Source organism: Variovorax paradoxus (assembly GCA_016806145.1).
Classification (GTDB): domain Bacteria; phylum Pseudomonadota; class Gammaproteobacteria; order Burkholderiales; family Burkholderiaceae_C; genus Variovorax.
The window spans coordinates 6,279,081-6,298,178 of sequence record CP063166.1 but is presented as its reverse complement, the minus strand read 5'-3'; the positions used below and the strand labels follow the sequence as shown (position 1 = coordinate 6,298,178).

Sequence of the window (19,098 nt, the reverse complement as noted above, 5' to 3'; positions counted from 1 at the left end):
CACAATCGCGGCTTCGCCGGCCCCGGCCGTAGTCCGTTCACGCATTCTTTCGTCCGACCTTCCATGCCGACAAGCCACAGGCCGTGCACTTCCTTCTTCTTCCGGGGCCGCGGCCGATGAGGGCATCGACCTCGTCGCGGCCGTGGCCCGCGCTGCTGCTCGTGCTGTGCAGCGCGCTGCTCGCGGCCTGCGCGCCCTTCCATCGGTCGATCGGCGCGGCGGAGCGCGCGAAGCTGCCCGAGGTCGACGTGCGCGTGGTGGTCGCGCAGGAGAGCTTCATGTTCTCGGCCCAGCCGCCCGGCGCGGCCGCGGCGCTCGGCGGCGGCATGATCGGCGCGCTGATCGACTCCTCGGTGCAGCAGGCGCGGCAGAAGGAGATGAGCGCCGAGGTCGGCGCCACGGTCGGGCCGCTGCTCGACTACGACTACCGCACCGAGGCCGGCATCGCGCTCGGCGAGATCGGTGCCACCGGCCTCTATCCGCCGCTGCGCATCGCCTCGGCGCAGGTGCTGCCCGCGATGCCGCCCAAGGCACAGCACGAGGCACGCATCGCGGCCACGCGCAACGGGCCCGCCTATCTCGTGCTGCTGCTGCAGTACGCGCTCGAGCCGGGGCTCGGCGCCTTCACCACGCGCACCACCGCGCTGCTGTGGCAGGACGGCGGCAGCGAGCCGGTCTACCGTGCGGGCGCGATCTACCAGTCGCCGATCGGCGGCGGCACGCGGCCCACGGTGGTGCGGCGGCTGGTCGCCAACGATGGGCAGGCGCTGCGCGCCGTGATGCGCGACTCGGTGGCGCAGACGATGCGCCTGTTCGCGCTCGACATCGCGGGCGCGCGCGCGGGCCCGGTGAAGACCGGGCGCTTCAACGTCAACGGCACATGGGTCGTGATCGGCGGCCAGGGCATCGAGGACACGCAGGCCGGTCCGCCGCGCGTGCTGTTCCGCGACGAGGACAAGGCGCTGTATTCGATCCGGAGCACCGTGCCATGACGCGCCTTCGCTTTCATCGCGCTGCCGTACTCGTGCTGCTGGCCGGCGCGCTGACGCCGTTGGCGCACGCGGTCGACGAGAACGAGCCGCTGAGCATGGTCTTCGAGTCCTCGCCCGAGCCCGGGCAGCGGCCCGACGAGGCACCGGTGCTGGCCTTCCGCATCGCGCAGCGCTGCACCTTGTTCCTCGCGCGCGTCGACGACATCCGCCGCAACAAGAGCCACATGGGCAACCTCACGCGCATGCTGCCGACGGTGCATGCCACGCCGCGCCGCGTGGAGTCGCTGCGCGGCGGCGATGCCGTGCCCTGGGTGCGCGATGCGTTGCTGGCCACGCGCCGCTACGGCTTCGACGCGCTCGCGGAGGCGCCGCCGGCCGCGGGCCTGGCGCGCCGCCAGCTCGGCGCCGAGGTCTCGCTGCGGCTCGCGCATGCCTGGTCGGTCGACCTCAACCTGGTGTCGCACGTGGCGATCAAGGTCGACTACCGGCTGCCGGGCGGCGCCACCGTCTCGCGCCAGTACCACGGCATGGGCACGCGCGCCAACTGGGCCAGCGCCAACGGCGAGTTCATGGCGGTGCTGAACCTCGGCCTCGAGGAAGCGGTGCGCGGCATGGTCAACGACGCCGAGCGGCTGTGCGACGGCCGGCCGCTGCCGCCCGAGGCGCCCTGAGCCTCCGGGCTACATCCGCAGCCCGGTGAACTCGTCCTTCATCCAGTCGATGAAGGCACGCGTGCGCGCCGGCAGCAGCCGCGCGTTCGGATAGATCACGCTGACCGGCCGCGGCGGCGGCTCGAAGTCCTCGAGCACCAGCGCGAGCCGGCCCTGCGCCACCAGCGGCAGCACCTGGTAGGAGAAGAAGGTGCCGAAGCCCATGCCCGCGGCGCAGGCCTCGACGGCCGGCGCGAGGTGGTTGAACTCGAGCCGCGTGACGGTCGCCACATGGATCGTGCGGCTGCCTTCGTGAAAGCTCCATTGCGCCGGCGCATCGAGCCGGCCGCGCACCGCGGGCGCGCCGGCCAGGTCGCGCGGATGGCGCGGCGTGCCGTGGCGCTTCAGGTAGGCGGGGCTCACGGCCACCACGCGGCGGATGCTGCCGAGCGTCTGCGCGACCAGCGAGGAGTCTTCGAGGCTGCCGATGCGGATGCCCACGTCGATGCCTTCCTCGAGCAGGTTCACCGTGCGGTCGTACAGCAGCACGCTGCAGCGCACGTGCGCGTGGCGCTGCATGAAGCGCGTGATCGCGGGCGCCACGTACATGTGGCCGAACAGCACCGGCGCGGTGATCGTGAGCCGGCCTTCGGGCTCGCGCGCCTCGGCCTGCAGCGCGAGGTCGGCGGCGTCGGCCGCCAGCAGCACCTCGCGCACGGCGGGCAGGTAGTGGCGGCCCTCCTCGGTCAGCGACAGCCGCCGCGTGGTGCGGTGGAACAGCCGCACGCCGAGGTGCGCCTCGAGCGCGGCGAGCGCGCGCACCACCGCGGGCAGCGAGCTGCCGAGCGCCTCGGCGGCGCGGGTCAGGCTGCCCTGGTCGGCAATCTGCACGAAGGTCTGCATGGCCTTGAAGCGATCCATCGGGCGATTAGATCGGATTCATCCGAAAAACGCAGCAGTCAAATCCGATGACGTGTATTCCTTCGATCGACGCAAGAGAGAAGAATCCATTCCGACGCCACCACTTCGAGGATTCCGACCATGACCGCTTCGCGCCAACCGGCCCAGTTCATCAAGCTCCACGGCACGCCGATCTCGGGCCACGTGCACCGCGTGCGGCTGTTCCTGTCGCTGCTGGGCCTGCCCTTCGAGGCCATCGACATCGACATGCGCGCGCGCGCCAACCGCACGCCCGAGTTCCTCGCGCTCAATGCCTTCGGCCAGGTGCCGGTGATCGAGGACGGCGAACTCACGCTCGCCGATTCGAACGCGATCCTGGTCTACCTCAACGAGCGCTATGCGCCCGATCCCGGCCGCTGGATGCCGCGCGATGCCTTCGGCGCGGCGCAGGTGCAGCGCTGGTTCTCGGTGGCGGCGGGCCAGCTCGCCTTCGGGCCGGCGGCCGCGCGCGTGTTCGCGCTGTTCGGCCGGCCCGACGATCCGAGCGAGGTGCGCAAGCGCGCCCATGCGCTGTTCGAGGTGATGGAGCAGCACCTCGCAACCCGGCCCTTCCTGGTGGGCGAGTCGGCCACGCTGGCCGACATCGCGAACTACGCCTACGTGGCCCATGCGCCCGAGGGCGGCGTGTCGCTCGATCCCTATCCCCACGTGCGGCAGTGGCTCGCGCGCGTCGAGGCGCTGCCGGGCTTCGTGCCGATGGTGCGTTCGCCCGTCGCGCTGGCCGCCTGATCGCCTCCACGCTCACCGAAGAAACTCGCGGAGGTCCGCCATGATCGATGTTCCCTTCCACGCCGGCGAACGCGCGATGCAGCTGCAGGCCGGCTCGCGCGAGGTGATGGCCGCAGCCGGCTCGCGCGTGATCCGCGACTTCATGCCCGACCAGCACCGCGACTTCTTCGCGCTGCTGCCCTTCCTGGTCACCGGCAGCATCGACGCGCAGGGCCAGCCCTGGGCCAGCATGCTGGCCGCGCCGGCCGGCTTCGCGCATTCGCCCGACCCGACGCACCTGCGCATCGATGCGCTGCCCGCTGCCGGCGATCCGCTCGCGGCCTCGCTGCGCGACGGCGCGACGCTCGGGCTGCTCGGCATCCAGCCGCACACGCGGCGGCGCAACCGCATGAACGGCACGGTCGAGGCGCTCGACGCGGCGGGCTTCACGCTCGAGGTGCAGCAGAGCTTCGGCAACTGCCCGAAGTACATCCAGGCGCGCGAGCCCGCCTACCGGCCGCCGGCCTCGGCGCCCGCGGCGGTGCAATGGCTCGACGGCCTCGACGACGCGGCGCGCGCGCTGATCCAGCGCGCCGACACGCTGTTCATCGCCAGCGCCCATCCCGCGAGCGCGGCGATCGAGGGCGACGAGGTCGATGCCAGCGCGCGCGGCGTCGACGTCTCGCACCGCGGCGGCCGGCCCGGCTTCGTGCGCGTGGACGATATCGGCGGCGGGGTGCTGACGGTGCCCGACTTCACGGGCAACCGCTTCTTCAACACCTTCGGCAACCTGCTGGCCTATCAGCGCGCGGGCCTGTTGTTCGTCGACTTCGACAGCGGCGAGATGCTGCATGTCGCGGCCACGGCCGAGATCGTGATCGACGGGCCCGAGCTCGCGTCCTTCGAGGGCGCCGAGCGGCTGCTGCGGCTGCGCGTGCAGCAGGTGCTGCGCCGGCCCGGCGCGCTGCCGCTGCGCTGGGGCGCGGCGCAGCTGTCGCCGTTCCTGGCGCGCATGGGGCAGTGGGCGGAGTCCTCCCACCGTTCGGGCTGAGCTTGTCGAAGCCTCGCGCGACGCTTCGACGAGCTCGGCGCGAACGGTGGGGTCTCAATCGAACGAGGGAATGCGCCCGTTGACCGAGGGCCGATAGCGCCACCCGCGTTCGAGCACGCGCTCCATCTCCGCCCGGCGCTCGCCCAGCAGGGCCTCGAGCCCGGCCGCCGCGAGCGTGCAGGCCAGCGCCTGCCCCGGGCACGCATGCAGCCCATGCCCGAAGCCCAGCATGCGGCGCCGCGCGCGCAGCGGCTGGAAGCGATCGGGCTCGGGATTGAAGCCCGGATCGCGGTTCGCCGCCGCCAGCACCAGCAGCACCGCATCGCCCGCGGCCAACGGCGTGCCCGCGATGTCCACCGGCTCGGCCACGAAGCGCCGCGTGTTGTGCACGGAAGGGTCGTGGCGCGCGGTCTCCTGCACCACCTTCTGCAGGCCGTCGCGCGTGGCCGCTGCCTCGCGCGCGGCCGGTTCGCGCCGCCAGGCGATCAGGCTATTGCCGAGCAGGCCGGCCGTTGCATCGCAGGTCTGCGACAGCAGGCCGACGAGGTTCGCGAGCAGCGCGCGCGAGGCCGGCGTGTCCGCGGGTTCGGCCTCGCGCACCGCCGCGAGCAGCGTGCCGCGCGCGGCCGGTGCGTCGGCCACCAGGGCTTCGAAGCGCGTCATCAGCGCAGCCGCCGCAACGCTCGCCGCACGCTGCTGCGCTTCGCTCGACAGCGGCGACAGGCAGGCCACGAAGTCGCGCATCCACCCGTCGACCCGCGGCAGCGCCGCATCGCCGAAGCCCAGCAGCCGCGCCACCGCGCGCAGCGGGATCGAGAACAGCGCGTCCGACAGCGGCAGCGCGCGCGTGAGCGCGGCCGCTTCGAGCGCGACGGCATGCGCGCCCTGCAGGTCGAGGCCCGCGAGCGCGCGCTGCAGCGCGGGCCGGTGCGCCTGGTGCGCCGCGCCCTCGTTCATGCGCACCAGGTGGCCGAAGACCTCGCCCGCGGGCTGGCCGACGATGGCGCGTGGCACCGGCTCGGCGGCCGGGCGCACGCGCAGCGCGCCGTGGGCCTGCAGCAGCGTCTCGATGACCTCGGCGCGGCTCGCGACCCACAGGCGCAGCGTGGCGTTCCAGACCAGCGGCGGGCCGTCGCGCAGGGTGGCGTAGAAGGGATAGGGATCGGGATGCACGACGGCCTTGACGGGGTCGGTCGGGGCCGTCGTCTCGAGGGTGGGGTGCGGCGTGCTCATGGCCGAAGTCTGCGCCGCGCGTGTCCGTCACACTTCGCTCGCGGCCGAAGTGTGGGATGGCATGGCGCCTTAGGATCGCCGCATGAACACCGCCGCCTCCGCGAACCCGGACCTCCAGCTCGCCCGCCTCGCCGGCGCCATCGCCGAGCCCGCGCGCGCCCGCATGCTCAGCTGCCTGATGGACGGCCATGCGCGCACCGCCACCGAGCTCGCGACCGTGGCCGAGGTCGCGCCCTCGACCGCGAGCGCGCACCTCGCGCGGCTCAGGGAAGAGCGGCTGGTCGCGCTGCTGGTGCAGGGCAAGCACCGCTACTTCCGGCTCGCCGACGACGACGTGGCGGCCGCGCTCGAAGGCCTGATGGTGGTGGCCGGCGCGCCGCGCGTGGCCGGGTTCAAGCCCAGCACGCCGAGTCGGCTGCGCAGCGCGCGCACCTGCTACGACCACATGGCGGGCACGGCGGGCGTCGCGCTGCACGACCGGCTGCATGCGCAGGGCTGGCTCAGCGGCCTCGCGAGCGGCTCCTACGAACTCACGACCGAGGGCGCGGTCGCGCTCGAGAGCCTGGGCGTGGAGGTCGACGCGGTGCGGCGTTCGCGCCGCCGCTTCGCCTGCGCCTGCCTCGACTGGAGCGAGCGCCGCCCGCACCTGGGCGGCGCGCTCGGCGCCGCCTGGCTGCAGCTCTCGCTGAAGCGCGGCTGGGTGCGCCAGGAGCTCGACGGCCGCGCGCTCGCGCTCACGCCAAAGGCCGTGCGCGAGATGCCCGAGCTGTTCGCCGGTGCCTGATCGCCTCGAATCAGGCCTTGAGCTTGAGCAGGTAGATCAGCGGGCCCGCCATCGCGGTGTCGAGCTCGAGGAAGCCCTCGAAGTCCTTGCCCGCCATCCAGTAGGCGTCCCAGTTGTTCTTCCGGATGGTCTTCTGCCAGAGGTCGGCCACGGTGGCGCGGCGCACCGCCTCGAGCAGCACGGCGCGCCGCTCGGGCGTCACCTTCTTGCCGGTGAGCACGCCGCGCCAGTTGGCGAGGTCGGCGTCCACGCCCTGTTCGCGCACCGAGGGGATGCCGAGGAAGGGCCGCCTGGCCGACACGCCGATGGCGCGCAGCTTGCCGCTCGCGAGGGCCTCGCTGAATTCGCTGTACCCCGAGATGCCGGCCGCCGACTTGCCCGACTCGAGCGACTCCACCACCTGCGCGCCGCCCGGGTGCGGCTGGTAGACCAGCGCCGCGGTGTTGCCCGCCACGCGCGCGAGCATGCCGGCGTACATGTGGTCCACGCCGCCGGCCGAACCGCCTGCGATCACGGTCTTCGCGGCGTCGGCGCGCAGCTGGGCGATCAGGTCCTTGGGCGTCCTGATCGGCGAATCGGCGCGCACCGCGACCACCTCGTAGTCGCTCGTGAGGCGCGCCACCGGCGCCACCTGGGCCAGCGTCACGGCCGGCTTCTGCAGCGCCACCGCGCCGACCATCACCATGCCGCTCATCAGGGTCGCGTCGGGGTCGGCGTCGTATTTCTCGACGTACTTCGCCAGGCCGATGGTGCCGCCCTTGCCGCCGATGTTCTCGTACACCACCTCGCCCACCGCGCCCGAGGCCAGCATCGCGGCGCCGAGCGCGCGGCCGGTCTGGTCCCAGCCGCCGCCCTCGTTGGCGGGGATCACGATGCGAAGCTTCGCGGTGAGCTGCGGCTCGGCCGCGCGCACCGCCCCCGTTCCCAGCACGGCCAGCGCGCCCAGCCAGGCATGGAAGCGCCGGCGTCCGGGCGAAGGCGGCAGGGCGGTCGGGTGCGGCATGTTTGTTTCCGATTGTCTAAAAAGGTAAACAAATGATGACGCACAGCGCCTGTCGTGCCGGTGACAGACGCCCAGGGGAAAACCCTGGGAATGGGCCTCCAGTCTCGCCAAATACGGAACTAAGTCACGCTTTTGGCAGGTCGGATCTCACTGGAACGCCACTTCCGCGAAGCTGCGCAGCTTGCGGCTGTGCAGCCGGGTCGAGCCTTCCTGGCGCAGGATTTCGATCGCCCGCATGCCGATGCGCAGGTGCTGCTCGACGCGCTCGCGGTAGAAGTGGTTGGCCATGCCGGGCAGCTTGATCTCGCCGTGCAGCGGCTTGTCGCTGACGCACAGCAGGGTGCCGTAGGGCACGCGGAAGCGGAAGCCGTTGGCCGCGATGGTCGCGCTCTCCATGTCGAGCGCCACCGCGCGGCTCTGGCTGAAGCGGCGCTGCGGCTGGTTGCCGGGCAGCAGTTCCCAGTTGCGGTTGTCGGTGCTCGCCACGGTGCCGGTGCGCATGATCTTCTTGAGCTCGGGGCCCTCGCACTTCGTGACGTCGGCCACCGCCTGCTCGAGCGCGAGCTGGATCTCCGACAGCGCCGGGATCGGCACCCACAGCGGCAGCTCCTCGTCGAGCACGTGGTCCTCGCGCACGTAGGCGTGGGCCAGCACGTAATCGCCGAGCTGCTGCGTGTTGCGCAGGCCCGCGCAGTGGCCCAGCATCATCCAGGCATGCGGGCGCAGCACCGCGATGTGGTCGGTGATGGTCTTGGCGTTGGCCGGGCCGACGCCGATATTGACCATGGTGATGCCGCTGTAGTCCTCGCGCACCAGGTGGTAGGCCGGCATCTGCGGCAGCCGCGGCGGCGCCGTGCCCTGGCTGCCGTCGAGCAGGTGGCCGAAGGTGGCGCTGGCGCCGGCCGAGAGCCCGCGCCGGCGCGTCACCACGTTGCCGGGCTCGATGAAGGCGATGTACTCGCTGTTCTCGTCGGCCATCGCCTCGTGGCCCAGGCGCACGAACTCGTCGATGTAGAACTGGTAGTTGGTGAACAGCACGAAGTTCTGGAACCAGTCGGGCAGGGTGCCCGTGTAGTGGCGCAGCCGGTGCAGCGAGTAGTCGACGCGCGCGCCGGTGAACAGCGCCAGCGGCTGCGCCTCGCCGGGCAGCGCCTCGAAGGTGCCGTTGGCGATGCCGTCGTCCATCGCGCCCAGGTCGGGCAGGTCGAACACGTCGCGCATCAGCGCGCGCCGCTCGGGGCTCATCGTGCCCTCGATGTGATCGTTCTCGGCGAACGAGAAATGGATCGGGATCGGCTGCGTGCTGGTGCCCACCTCGAGCTCGACCTGGTGGTTCTCGAGCAGCAGCCGGAACTGGTCGAGGTAGTAGCGCGCATAGAGGTCGGGCCGCGTCAGCGTGGTCTCGTAGCGCCCGGGTCCGGCCACGAAGCCGTAGCTCAGGCCGGCATTGGCCGGCGGCGTGTGGCGCGCCACCGTGTGGGTGTGGACCCGCACGAAGGGATAGCAGGCGCGCACGCGGCCCGGCAGCTCCTCGCCGTCCACGAAGCGCAGCATCGAGGCGCGCAGATGGGCGAGGCCGCCCTGGTAGATGGCCTTCACCTGGTCGAGCGCGGCGGCGGCGTCGGTGAAGCGGGCGGGTGCGACGAAGGGGGGCATGTAGGGCATGGCGGCATTGTGCAATGCCGTCGTGACCGCCCGCGGGCTGGAACCTCAGGCCAAGAGACAGCCCAGCACCTTCGCGAGCATGTCGTCCACATCCGCCACCGGCACCGCGCCCGGCAGCGCGATGTCGCCGTGCATCACGAACACCGGCTTGCCCCACTTCAGGCCCATCGCCATCTCCGACAGCGTGCCCATGTTGCCGCCGATGGCGACCAGGCACAGGCCGCTGCGCGCGACGATGCCGTTGCGCAGCTCGCCCATGCCGGTGGGGATGGCCACGCCGAGCCATTCGTTGGCGTTGCGGTCGTCGTCCTCGGGCAGGATGCCCACGGCGATGCCGCCGGCCTCGGCGGCGCCGCGCGAGGCCGCGGCCATCACGCCGCCGCGCCCGCCGCACACCACCGCCATGCCCGCGCCGGCCAGCGCATGGGCTACCGCGTAGGCGGCCTCGCACTCGGCGGGCCCGCCATCGCCCGGGCCGATGATCGCCACCGGCTGGCGATGGCGATCGGGCCCGCGCTGCCGCTGCGCGAGGCGCGCGAGCGCCTCAATGACCGGCGCCGACCGCACCGCGTTCCCGCCTTCGCGCAAGCACATCGCCCACTCCCATCACGATCACACACGCCACCATCAGCACCAGCGACAGGGCCGCCGCCACCGCGAAATCGGAACCGCCGTCGCCCACCTGCGCCAGCAGCATCAGCGGCAGGATGTTGAGCTGCGTGCCCACCAGCGCCAGCGCCGTGCCGTAGGTGCCCATCGCGATCGCGGCCACCATGCAGGCGTTCGACAGCACCGAGGGCGCGACCTCGGGCAGCACCGTGTCCCAGAAGGCCCTCGCGCGCGAGGCGCCGAGCGTGCGCGCGGCCTGCGCCGGGCGCGGGTCGAGGTTGGCGAACACCGGGTACAGCGACAGCGCCACGCGCGGGATCAGGTAGTAGGCATAGGCGAAGCCCAGGCCCGACACGCTGTAGATCCAGCTGCCGAGCACGGCCGGGTCGGCGCCGAGCCCGGCCATGAGCTGGGTCACGAAGCCCGCGCGGCCGAAGGCCAGGATGAAGCCGTAGGCGATCACCAGCCCCGAGAACGCCAGCGGCAGGCCCAGCAGGGTCATCAGCCACTGGCGCCGCGCAGCCGGCTGGCGCGCGAGCTCGATCGCAATGCAGGTGCCGACCAGCGCCGACACCGCGCCCGCCGCCAGCCCGAGCGCCAGCGTGTTGCGCAGCGCGCCGAAGAACAGCGTGTTGCCCACCAGCCGGCCGAAGGCGCTGCCGCGCTCGGCGAAGGCCTCGGGCAGCAGCGCCGCCAGCGGCACCGCGAAGAACAGCGCCATGAAGGCCCAGGCGGGCCAGGCACCGAAGCGTCTCGTCACGAAGCGCCTACTTCCCCAGCGCCGCCTGGGCCCAGAGCCGGTCGAGCTCGGCCTTGCGCTCCGAGGCCTTCACCACGTCGAGCGGCTTGATCTGCGGCGCGGCCGGCATCTTGGCCGCGACGTCGGCGGACAGCGGCGTGCCCGGCACCGCGGGCCGCACGAAGCCCTGCGCGAACAGCGACTGGCCGGCCTCGCTCATGATGAAGTTGAGCCACAGCTTGCCGGCGTTCGGGTTCGGGCCGTTCTTCACCAGGCTGATCGCATAGGGCGCGGCCACGCTGGCCTCCTTCGGGATCACGACCTCGACCGCGTCGCCCATGCCGTCGACATGCTTGGCCTTGAGGCCGTCGTTCTCGTAGCTGATCCACACCGGGATCTCGCCCTTGAGGAACTTGGCGTAGGGCGTGGTGCCTTCCACGCGCAGCACGTTGCCGGCCGCGTGCAGCTTGCCGAGGTAGTCGGTGCCGGGCTGCACGTTGTCGACGCCGCCGCCGTTGGCATAGGCCGCGGCGAAGGTCAGCACCTGGCCGATGCCGGTGGAGCGCGGGTCGAGATAGACCACCGTGCTCTTGAACTCGGGCTTGAGCAGGTCGGCCCAGCCGGTGGGCACGTTCTTCACCAGCTTCCTGTTCACGAGGAAGGCGATGTTGAGCGTGTGGATGGTGAACCAGCGGCCCTCGGCCTCGCGGAACACGGCCGGCAGCTTGTCGAAGTTGACGGGCTTGAACGGCGCGACCACGTCCTTCTTCGCGGCATCGACGGCCGAGGCCGCGAAGTAGTAGGCGGTGTCGGCCTGCGGGCGGCGCTTGGTCTTCTCCAGCGCGACCACGGTGGCGGCCGAGCCGATGTCGTTGTAGGTCAGCTCGATCTCGGGATAGCGCTTCTTGAAGTCGCGGAACAGCGACTTCCAGTTGGCCCATTCGGGGCCGGTGTCGAAGGAGACGCACAGGCCTTCCTTCTGCGCCTCGGCGTAGAGCGCCTTCTCGCCCGCGTAGAGTTCGGGGCCGTCGAAGGCGAAGGCGGTGCGCGCGAGCGCCAGCACGGGCAGGGCGCCGGCGGCCTGGATCAGATGTCTGCGTTGCATGGAAGTGGCTCCTGGGGAGGAAGGGATGTCAGTGGTCGAGCAGGCGGAGGTGTTCGGGCGCGATCGCGATGGCCTCGGTGGCCGGCCGCGCCGATTCGGCGAGGAAGGGCTTGGACGCGCCCGGCACCTCGAAGTCGTAGCGCGTCAGCGCGCCGAGGTAGCGCTGCGCGCCGCAGCGGCCCGCGATGCGGTTCGGCGTGCCGGGCGCGGGATCGGGCGCCATGTGCTCGGGCCGCACCAGCACGTGCAGCGCGGTGCCGGGCGCGCGCATGCCGGTGGGCGCCGCGAGCTGGGCGAAACCCAGGTCGAGCTTGTTGAGGCCCGCCACCTTGGCCGGCAGGATCGTCGAGAGCCCGACGAACTCGGCCACCGCGCGGCTCGCGGGCTCTTCGTAGATCTCGCGCGGCGTGGCGATCTGCAGCAGCCGGCCGTCCTTGAGCATCGCCACGCGGTCGGCCATGGCGAGCGCCTCTTCCTGGTCGTGCGTGACCAGCAGCGTGGTGGCGCCGAAGCGCTGCTGGATCGCGCGGATCTGGTCGCGCAGGTGGCCGCGCACGCTGGCGTCGAGCGCCGACAGCGGCTCGTCGAGCAGCAGCGCGCGCGGGTCGATCGCGAGCGCGCGCGCCAGCGCCACGCGCTGCTGCTGCCCGCCCGAGAGCTGCGCGACGGCGCGCTGCGCGTACTCGCCCAGGCCCACGGTGTCGAGCAAGGCCTGCGCGCGCTGGCGGCGCTCGGCGGTCGCCACCTTGCGCAGCTTGAGGCCGTAGGCCACGTTGTCGAGCACGCTCAGGTGCGGGAACAGCGCATAGCTCTGGAACACCATGCCGATGTGGCGCCGGTGCACCGGCGTGCGCGACATGTCCTCGCCGTCGAGCGCGATGCGGCCCGTGTGGCCGGTCTCGAGGCCCGACACCAGCTTGAGCAGCGTGGACTTGCCCGAGCCGCTGGGCCCGATCACCGCGACCAGCTCGCCGGTGCGCACGTCGAGCGAGACCTCGTGCAGGCCGTGCGTGCTGCCGGGGTAGTTGTAGCTGACCGTGTCGAGGAGGAGGCTCATGGCGTGACGGCGCGTTGCTTCACCAGGGAGGAGGAAAGAAGCGCCGACGCGCTCGCCAGCACCAGGAGGATGACCGTGGCCGCGCAGGCGAAGCCGGTGGCGCCGTAGAAGGCCTGCAGCAGCACCACCGGGTAGGTGCGGTTCTGGAAGCTGGTGAGCAGGTTCGACACGCCGAACTCGCCGACCGAGATCGCCGCCACCATCACCAGCCCGCTGATCAGGCTCTGGCGCAGGCTCGGCAGCACGATGCCGCTGAACTGCTGCCAGCCCGAGGCGCCGAGCGTGGCCGCGGCCTGCTCGAGCCGGTCCAGGTCGAGGTGGCGCAGGTCGGTCAGCAGCGTGTTCGTGAGGTAGGGCAGCGTGAGGATCGCGTGCGCCGCGATCAACAGCGGCATCGAGCCCAGCCAGGGCGCGAGGTCGGTGTTGAACACGATCATGTAGCCGAAGGCCAGCGTGATCGCCGGCACCGCCACCGGCGTGGCGCTCACGATGCGCGCCGCCAGGCTGCCGCCGCGCCGCGCGCCGTGATAGAGCGCATAGGCCAGCGGCAGCGCCAGCACGGTGTTGATCGCGCAGGCCGAGAGCGCCACCACCAGGCTGCTCACGAAGGCCTTGCGAAACGAGGTGTCGAGCCAGAGGTCCACATACCACTGCCCGGTGAGGCCCGTGGGCAGCAGCGTGTTGGTCCAGTTGCCGCCCACGCTGCCGACCAGCAGCAGGGCGATGGGCAGCAGCAGGTACAGGCCGTAGAGGAGCGAGATGCCGCGAACCAAGGGTTTGTCTCCGTGTCACGCGCGGCCGGCATACTTTCCGGATGCGCTACTGTCTGCGCCGGTCTTCCGCCGCATCGGACTGAATTCTAGGAAGCGCCTGCGTATTCATGGGTGAAAGTTGGATGACGACACTTGAGTGCTTGGCAACTGTTTTTCACCGAACTTTCATCAACCGGAGCCATGCATGAAGCGCGACTGCCCCACCATCCAGGAGCTGCTGGCCTTCGACGCGGTGGCGCGCCACGAGAGCCTGACGCTCGCGGCCGGCGCCCTGTGCATCACCGTGAGCGCGGTCAGCAAGCAGATCGCGGGGCTCGAGGCCTTCCTCGGCCGCGCCCTGCTGCAGAAGAACGGGCGCGGCGTGCAGCTCACGCCGCAGGGCCGCGTCTACTGGCAGAAGATCGCCGGCGGCCTGCGCGCGATCGAGACCGCCACCTTCGAGGCGCGCTCGGGCGATGCCGGCGCCGGCCTGCTCACGCTCGCGAGTGTGCCCACCTTCCTCACCAAGTGGCTGATCCCGCGGCTGCCCGCGTTCAGCCAGAAGAGCCGCCACGTCATGCTGAGCTTCAGCCGCCATCTCGAGCCCAGCGACGGCATCCCGGCCGGGGTCGACGCGGCGATCCGCTACGGGCCCGATGGCTGGCCCGGCGTGGTGTCCGAATACATCGCGGGCCGCGAGTTCGTGCTGATCGTCGCGCGCTCGCTGGTCGAGGGGCGGCACCGCATCGCGCAGCCGGCCGACATCCTCGGCCACACGCTGCTGCACCACGAGGGCGCGCCCACCGCCTGGCGCCAGTGGGCCGCGCAGCACGGCGTGCCCGAGGTGCAGACCGTGGCCGGCCCGCGCTTCGCGCAGTACTCGGCGCTGATCCAGGCCGCGCTCAACGGGCTCGGCATCGGCCTGGTGCCGAAGCTGCTGGTGCAGGAGGAGTTCGCCGAGGGCTCGCTGCTCAGTCCCTGCGGCACGCCGGTCGGCGTGAACCAGGGCCACTACCTCTGCTACCGGCCCGACCGGCTCGACCTGCCGGCCTTCGCGGCCTTTCGCGCCTGGCTGCTCGACGAGGGCCAGAAGTCGCGCGGCGTGGAGGCCGAGGCATGAAAGCGCGCGAGTGGTTACGCTCGCCATCCCTCTTCACGACAAGGACGATGCATCGATGAAAGTCGCAGTCATGGGCGCCGGCGCGGTCGGCTGCTATTACGGCGCCATGCTGGCGCGCGCGGGCCACGAGCTGGTGCTGATCGGCCGGCCCGCGCACGTGGAAGCCGTGCGGGCGCGCGGCCTGCGCCTCGAGGCCCAGAGCTTCGACGAGCACGTGCCGATGGCCGCGAGCACCGAGCCCGATGCCGTGCGGGGCGCCGACCTCGTGCTGTTCTGCGTCAAGTCGACCGACACCGAGGCCGCCGCCGCGCAGATCGCGCCGCACCTCGCGCCCGGCGCGCTGGTGCTCACGCTGCAGAACGGCGTGGACAACGACGAGCGCGCGCGCTCCGTGCTGCGGTCCCATGAAGTGGCCGCGGCCGTGGTCTATGTCGCGACCGGCATGGCGGGCCCGGGCCACGTCAAGCACAACGGCCGCGGCGAACTCGTGATCGCGCCCTCGGCCCGTGGCGAGGAAGTGGCGCAGGCGCTGCGCGCGGCCGGCGTGCCGACCGAGATCTCCGACAACGTGCGCGGTGCGCTGTGGGCCAAGCTGGTGCTCAACTGCGCCTACAACGCGCTGTCGGCGATCACGCAGCTGCCCTACGGCGTGCTGGTTCAGAACGAGGGCGTGCCCGGCGTGCTGCGCGACGTGGTGGCCGAATGCCTCGCGGTCGCGCGGGCCGAGGGCGTGACGATCCCGGGCGACATCGATGCCGCGGTGGCGGGCATCGCGCGCACCATGCCCGCGCAGTTCTCCTCGACCGCGCAGGACCTCGCGCGCGGCAAGCGCAGCGAGATCGACCATCTCAACGGCTTCGTGCTGCGCCGCGGCGAGGCGCTGGGCGTGCCGGTGCCCGCCAACCGGCTGCTGTGGACGCTGGTGCGGCTGCTCGAGGACAAGGCGTCGGGAGCGTCGGAGAAGGGGTGAAGCCAGACCCCTGTCGGTTCGGCCCAGACCGTTCACGCTGAGCTTGTCGAAGCGCTGCGCGAGGCTTCGACAGGCTCAGCCCGAACGGATGGGGGCCACCGTCCCGGCAGACCAAGGCGCAGCCCGAACCGATGGTGCCCGATCGACCTCAGCCCGGCATCGGCTCGCGCATCGTCACGAACTCCTCGGCCGCGGTCGGGTGGATGCCCACCGTGCTGTCGAACATCGCCTTGGTGGCGCCCGCGCGCATCGCGACCGCGAAGCCCTGCACCACCTCGCCCGCGTCGGCCCCCACCATGTGCAGGCCCACCACGCGGTCGCTCTTGGTGTCGACCACCAGCTTCATGAAGGTGCGCTCGCTGCGGCCCGAGAGCGTGTGGCGCAGCGACTTGAACTCGCTCGAGAACACCGTGACCTGGCCGAACTTCGCGCGCGCCTCGAGCTCGCCGTAGCCGCAGGTGCCGATGTTCGGGTGCGTGAACACGGCCGTGGGAATGAACTCGTAGTCGAGCCGGCGCTTGCCCTTTCCGAACAGTTCGTCGACCACCACCATCGCCTCGGCCAGCGCCACCGGCGTGAGCTGCACGCGCGTGGAGACGTCGCCCACCGCGTAGATCGAGGGCACCGAGCTGCGGTAGTGCGCATCGACCGCGATCGCGCCGCGCTCGTCGAGCGCCACGCCCGCGGCCTCGAGGCCCAGGCCCTGCGTGTTGGGCACGCGGCCGGTGGCGAACAGCACCGTGTCGGCCTCGATCTGCTGGCCGCGCGCGAGCGTGGCCACCAGGCCGTCGGCGGTGCGCGTGACCGAGGCCACCTCGCAGTTCAGCCGCACGTCGACGCCGGCCTTGCCCATCTCGCTGGCGAGGAACTGCCGCACGTCGTCGTCGAAGCCGGTCAAGAGGTGTGCGCGGCGGTGCAGCAGCGTGACCTTCGCGTCGAGCCCGTTGAAGATCGAGGCGAACTCGCAGGCGATGTAGCCGCCGCCCACCACCAGCAGGCGGCGCGGGAACGGGTCGAGGTCGAACATCGCATCGGAGGTCACGATGTGCTCGCGGCCCGGGATCTCGGGCACGAAGGGCGTGCCGCCGGTGGCCACCAGCAGGTGGCGCGCGGTGTGGCGCTTGCCGTCGACCTCCACCGTGTGCGCATCGGCGAGCTGGGCCCAGCCCGTGACCAGCGTGACGCCCGCGTTCTTGAGCAGCGAGGCGTAGATGCCGTTGAGCCGCGAGATCTCCGTGGCGCGCTGCGACTTCAGGTGCGACCAGTCGAACACCGGTTCGCCCGGCAGTTGCCAGCCGTAGCCCGCGGCTTCCTCGAAGGACTCGGCATAGCCGGCCGCGTAGCTGTAGAGCTTCTTGGGAATGCAGCCGACGTTGACGCAGGTGCCGCCGAGTTCGGCGGCCTCGGCCAGGCCGACGCGGGCACCGGTCTGCGCGGCCATGCGCGCGGCGCGCACGCCGCCGCTGCCGCCGCCGATGACGAAGAGATCGAAGTCGTAGGGGGTGGACATGGAACAAGGCTCTCCTTTGCGAGCGCACTGTAGCCCGCGTCGATGACCGCTGCCCGGCACGGGGCTTGGGGCCCGCGCGCGCCGACGGCGGTCGAGCGAGAATCCGCGCTCGTCGGCAAAGAAGGACAGAGACATCCGCATGAAGAACAACGCCCCCAGGCACCTTCCACGCGGCGCGGTCGCGCGCCGGCTGGCGCTGCTCGTGGCGTGCCTGTCGGTTCTCGCGCCCCTGCCCGCCGATGCGCAGCTCGCGCGCAAGCCCTCGTTCTATGACGCGCAAAAGCGCGATGAGGCGCCGGCCTCGCCCGTGCGCCCCGCCGGCGGCGCCTCGTCGCTGCCCGCGCTCGCCAGCCGCGCCGACTTCGACGCGCTCGCGCGCACCTACGACGCCGGCACGCCGATGGCGCTGCCGCATGTGCTGTTCGTGATCGACCGGCGCGCGAAGCCGGCGCCGCGCATCTACTACCTCGACACGCCGCGCTGGCAGCTGCATGTGCGCTTCGTGCGCGACACCGGCCTGGCGCCCCACGCGGGCAAGCGCGAGATCGACCGCAACTACCTCGTGCCCGACCGCCGCTTCCTGTTCGGCACGCTGAGCTGGCAGCAGAACGTCGCGGGCTTCGGCTATGAATTCTGGGAAGGCGACCGCCTCACAGCGCCACTGCTGCGCGAGGCCGACCGCGCGGTGAAGGCCAGCTTCTTCGCGCCCTTGAAGTTCAAGACCAACTCGACGCTGCACGAGCGCGTGGCGCGCGAGGCCGGCGTCGACTTCGTGACGCAGGAGGCGCTGATCCGCGAGCAGCCCTACCTGCCGATGAACCTCGGCACGGCCAGCGGCCGGGTGCGCATCGTCGAGGACGAGGGCGCCGTCAACGCGCTGCTGCCCGAGGACATCGCGGTGCTGCGCCAGGTGCCGATCGCGCTGCCGCCGGTGGCGGGCGTGCTGACCGAGCGGCCGTCCACGGCGCTGTCGCACGTCAACCTGCTGGCCAAGGGCTGGGGCATTCCCAACGCCTACGTGCGCGACGCGGCCGAAGCGCTGCGCGCGCATGCGGGCCAGTGGGTGGCGCTCAAGGTCGCGGCCTCGGGCTACCAGGTGCGTCCGCTCACGCCCGAGGAGATCGCGGCGTTGCCCACGCGCGCCGCGCGCACGGCCGCCATGGGCCGCGGTGCCGCCGCGCCGGGCGGCGCCGCGGCCGTGCGGCCCGACCTGCGCGAGGCGCGGCTGCTGCCGCTGGCTTCGCTGCGCGCGCGCCACAGCGCGCAGTGCGGCGTGAAGGCGGCCAATCTCGGCGCGCTGCAGGCCGCGCGCATACCGTCGACCAGCGTGCCCGACGGCTTCTGCATTCCGTTCGCGCACTACGACCGCTTCATGCGCGCCCACGGCTTGGCCGAGCGCCTCGCGCGCATGCAGCAGGCGCCGGGCTTCGCGGCCGACCCGCTGGTGCGCCAGCGCGCGCTCGAGGCGCTGCGCGCCGAGATCGTGCAGTGGCCGGTCGATCCCGCCACTGCGGCCGCGTGGCGCGCGGCCTGGCAGTCGCAGCTCGGCGGCGGCGGCGTGTTCGTGCGCAGCTCGTCCAACTCCGAGGACCTGCCGGGCTTCAGCGGCGCCGGCCTCTACACCACCGTGCCCAACGTGAAGAGCGGCGATGCGCTCGAGCTCGCGGTGAAGAAGGTCTGGGCCTCGGTCTTCAATGCCGAAGCCTGGGAGGCGCGCGGCGCCGCGGGCTTCGGTGCCGAGTCGGTGCTGATGGGCGTGTTCGTGCAGACAGCGATCGACGCCACCAGCGCGGGCGTGATGATCACGCGCGACCCCTTCGACGCGGGCCATCCGCACGTCACCTACATCTCGGCCAAGCGCGGCATCGGCATCCGCGTGGTCGAGGGCCGGCGCGTGGCCGAGCAGCTCATGTACTCGAGCTGGTCGAAGGCGATCCAGGTGCTGAGCCGCTCGGCCGAGGACAGCGCGCTGCAGCTCGACAAGGACGGCGGCGTGAAGGAGGTGCCGCTGGAGGCCGGCCGCGGCGTGCTGACCGACGAGCTCGTGGTGCGGCTCGCGAACGTGGGCGCGGCGGTCAAGCGCGGCTTCGGCGGCGTCGACCAGGACATCGAATGGGCCACCGTGGGCGAGCGCATCGTGCTGCTGCAGGCGCGGCCCTACGTCGAGCGCCGCCGCTGAGGCAAGGACCG

The 19,098-nt window shown here is 71.9% G+C and carries 18 protein-coding genes; 8 read left to right on the top strand and 10 right to left on the bottom strand.

Annotated elements, in window-relative coordinates; genetic code table 11:
• Window positions 1–116: 116 nt before the first annotated feature.
• The gene (locus INQ48_29420) at window positions 117–992 is read left to right on the top strand and encodes a hypothetical protein (GenBank protein ID QRF57365.1); all 876 of its coding nucleotides are present in this window, start codon (window positions 117–119) and stop codon (window positions 990–992) included.
• The gene (locus INQ48_29415) at window positions 989–1,663 is read left to right on the top strand and encodes a hypothetical protein (GenBank protein QRF57364.1); all 675 of its coding nucleotides are present in this window, start codon (window positions 989–991) and stop codon (window positions 1,661–1,663) included. Before INQ48_29420 ends, INQ48_29415 begins: the two co-directional genes overlap by 4 nt.
• Before the next feature lie 9 nt (window positions 1,664–1,672).
• On the opposite strand, the gene INQ48_29410 is transcribed toward INQ48_29415, so the two are convergent.
• A complete protein-coding gene (locus INQ48_29410; GenBank protein ID QRF57363.1) occupies window positions 1,673–2,563 on the bottom strand; it encodes a LysR family transcriptional regulator in 891 nt (296 codons plus the stop codon).
• Between the two features lie 120 nt (window positions 2,564–2,683).
• On the opposite strand from INQ48_29410, the gene INQ48_29405 reads away from it, so the two are divergent.
• Together INQ48_29405 and INQ48_29400 are read left to right on the top strand one after the other, a co-directional pair.
• Window positions 2,684–3,331, top strand: a complete 648-nt coding sequence (locus INQ48_29405) for a glutathione S-transferase (GenBank protein QRF57362.1) — start codon at window positions 2,684–2,686, stop codon at window positions 3,329–3,331.
• 40 nt (window positions 3,332–3,371) lie between these two features.
• On the top strand, window positions 3,372–4,361 hold the full coding sequence (locus tag INQ48_29400) for a pyridoxamine 5'-phosphate oxidase family protein (GenBank protein ID QRF57361.1): 990 nt from the start codon (window positions 3,372–3,374) through the stop codon (window positions 4,359–4,361).
• A 54-nt stretch (window positions 4,362–4,415) separates the two neighbouring features.
• Here the strand turns inward: INQ48_29400 and INQ48_29395 are convergent, their stop codons facing one another.
• Window positions 4,416–5,594: a cytochrome P450 gene (locus INQ48_29395; protein QRF57360.1), complete on the bottom strand. Its 1,179-nt coding sequence runs from the start codon at window positions 5,592–5,594 to the stop codon at window positions 4,416–4,418.
• Between the two features lie 82 nt (window positions 5,595–5,676).
• Here INQ48_29395 and INQ48_29390 point away from each other — a divergent pair, with 82 nt between their 5' ends.
• The gene (locus INQ48_29390) at window positions 5,677–6,378 is read left to right on the top strand and encodes a helix-turn-helix transcriptional regulator (protein ID QRF57359.1); all 702 of its coding nucleotides are present in this window, start codon (window positions 5,677–5,679) and stop codon (window positions 6,376–6,378) included.
• A gap of 10 nt (window positions 6,379–6,388) precedes the next feature.
• Here INQ48_29390 and INQ48_29385 read toward each other — a convergent pair whose 3' ends face one another.
• The 7 genes from INQ48_29385 to INQ48_29355 all read right to left on the bottom strand — a co-directional run bounded on the left by INQ48_29385 (window position 6,389) and on the right by INQ48_29355 (window position 13,329).
• The gene (locus INQ48_29385) at window positions 6,389–7,381 is read right to left on the bottom strand and encodes a tripartite tricarboxylate transporter substrate binding protein (protein ID QRF57358.1); all 993 of its coding nucleotides are present in this window, start codon (window positions 7,379–7,381) and stop codon (window positions 6,389–6,391) included.
• A 147-nt stretch (window positions 7,382–7,528) separates the two neighbouring features.
• Window positions 7,529–9,046, bottom strand: a complete 1,518-nt coding sequence (locus INQ48_29380) for an AMP nucleosidase (protein ID QRF57357.1) — start codon at window positions 9,044–9,046, stop codon at window positions 7,529–7,531.
• Between the two features lie 45 nt (window positions 9,047–9,091).
• Window positions 9,092–9,640, bottom strand: coding sequence for a TIGR00725 family protein (locus tag INQ48_29375; protein QRF57356.1), 549 nt, complete (start codon window positions 9,638–9,640; stop codon window positions 9,092–9,094).
• Complete coding sequence (locus INQ48_29370; protein ID QRF57355.1) at window positions 9,591–10,415, bottom strand: ABC transporter permease subunit; 825 nt, start codon at window positions 10,413–10,415, stop codon at window positions 9,591–9,593. The genes INQ48_29375 and INQ48_29370 overlap by 50 nt, the downstream gene beginning before the upstream one ends.
• Window positions 10,416–10,422: 7 nt before the next feature.
• Window positions 10,423–11,499 carry an extracellular solute-binding protein gene (locus INQ48_29365; GenBank protein ID QRF57354.1) on the bottom strand — a complete coding sequence of 359 codons (1,077 nt, stop codon included), beginning with the start codon at window positions 11,497–11,499 and terminating at the stop codon, window positions 10,423–10,425.
• A 28-nt stretch (window positions 11,500–11,527) separates the two neighbouring features.
• Window positions 11,528–12,556, bottom strand: coding sequence for an ABC transporter ATP-binding protein (locus tag INQ48_29360; GenBank protein ID QRF57353.1), 1,029 nt, complete (start codon window positions 12,554–12,556; stop codon window positions 11,528–11,530).
• A complete protein-coding gene (locus INQ48_29355) occupies window positions 12,553–13,329 on the bottom strand; it encodes an ABC transporter permease subunit (protein ID QRF57352.1) in 777 nt (258 codons plus the stop codon). The genes INQ48_29360 and INQ48_29355 overlap by 4 nt, the downstream gene beginning before the upstream one ends.
• Before the next feature lie 184 nt (window positions 13,330–13,513).
• Between INQ48_29355 and INQ48_29350 the strand changes: the two genes are divergently transcribed.
• Together INQ48_29350 and INQ48_29345 are read left to right on the top strand one after the other, a co-directional pair.
• Window positions 13,514–14,428 (top strand): LysR family transcriptional regulator, encoded by a 915-nt coding sequence (locus INQ48_29350; protein QRF57351.1) that lies wholly within the window; start codon window positions 13,514–13,516, stop codon window positions 14,426–14,428.
• A 55-nt stretch (window positions 14,429–14,483) separates the two neighbouring features.
• Window positions 14,484–15,398, top strand: coding sequence for a 2-dehydropantoate 2-reductase (locus INQ48_29345; protein QRF57350.1), 915 nt, complete (start codon window positions 14,484–14,486; stop codon window positions 15,396–15,398).
• A gap of 148 nt (window positions 15,399–15,546) precedes the next feature.
• Here INQ48_29345 and gorA read toward each other — a convergent pair whose 3' ends face one another.
• Complete coding sequence (gene gorA / locus INQ48_29340) at window positions 15,547–16,908, bottom strand: glutathione-disulfide reductase (protein QRF57349.1); 1,362 nt, start codon at window positions 16,906–16,908, stop codon at window positions 15,547–15,549.
• A gap of 139 nt (window positions 16,909–17,047) precedes the next feature.
• On the opposite strand from gorA, the gene INQ48_29335 reads away from it, so the two are divergent.
• On the top strand, window positions 17,048–19,087 hold the full coding sequence (locus INQ48_29335) for a pyruvate, phosphate dikinase (GenBank protein QRF57348.1): 2,040 nt from the start codon (window positions 17,048–17,050) through the stop codon (window positions 19,085–19,087).
• The last annotated feature ends 11 nt before the right edge of the window (window positions 19,088–19,098 follow it).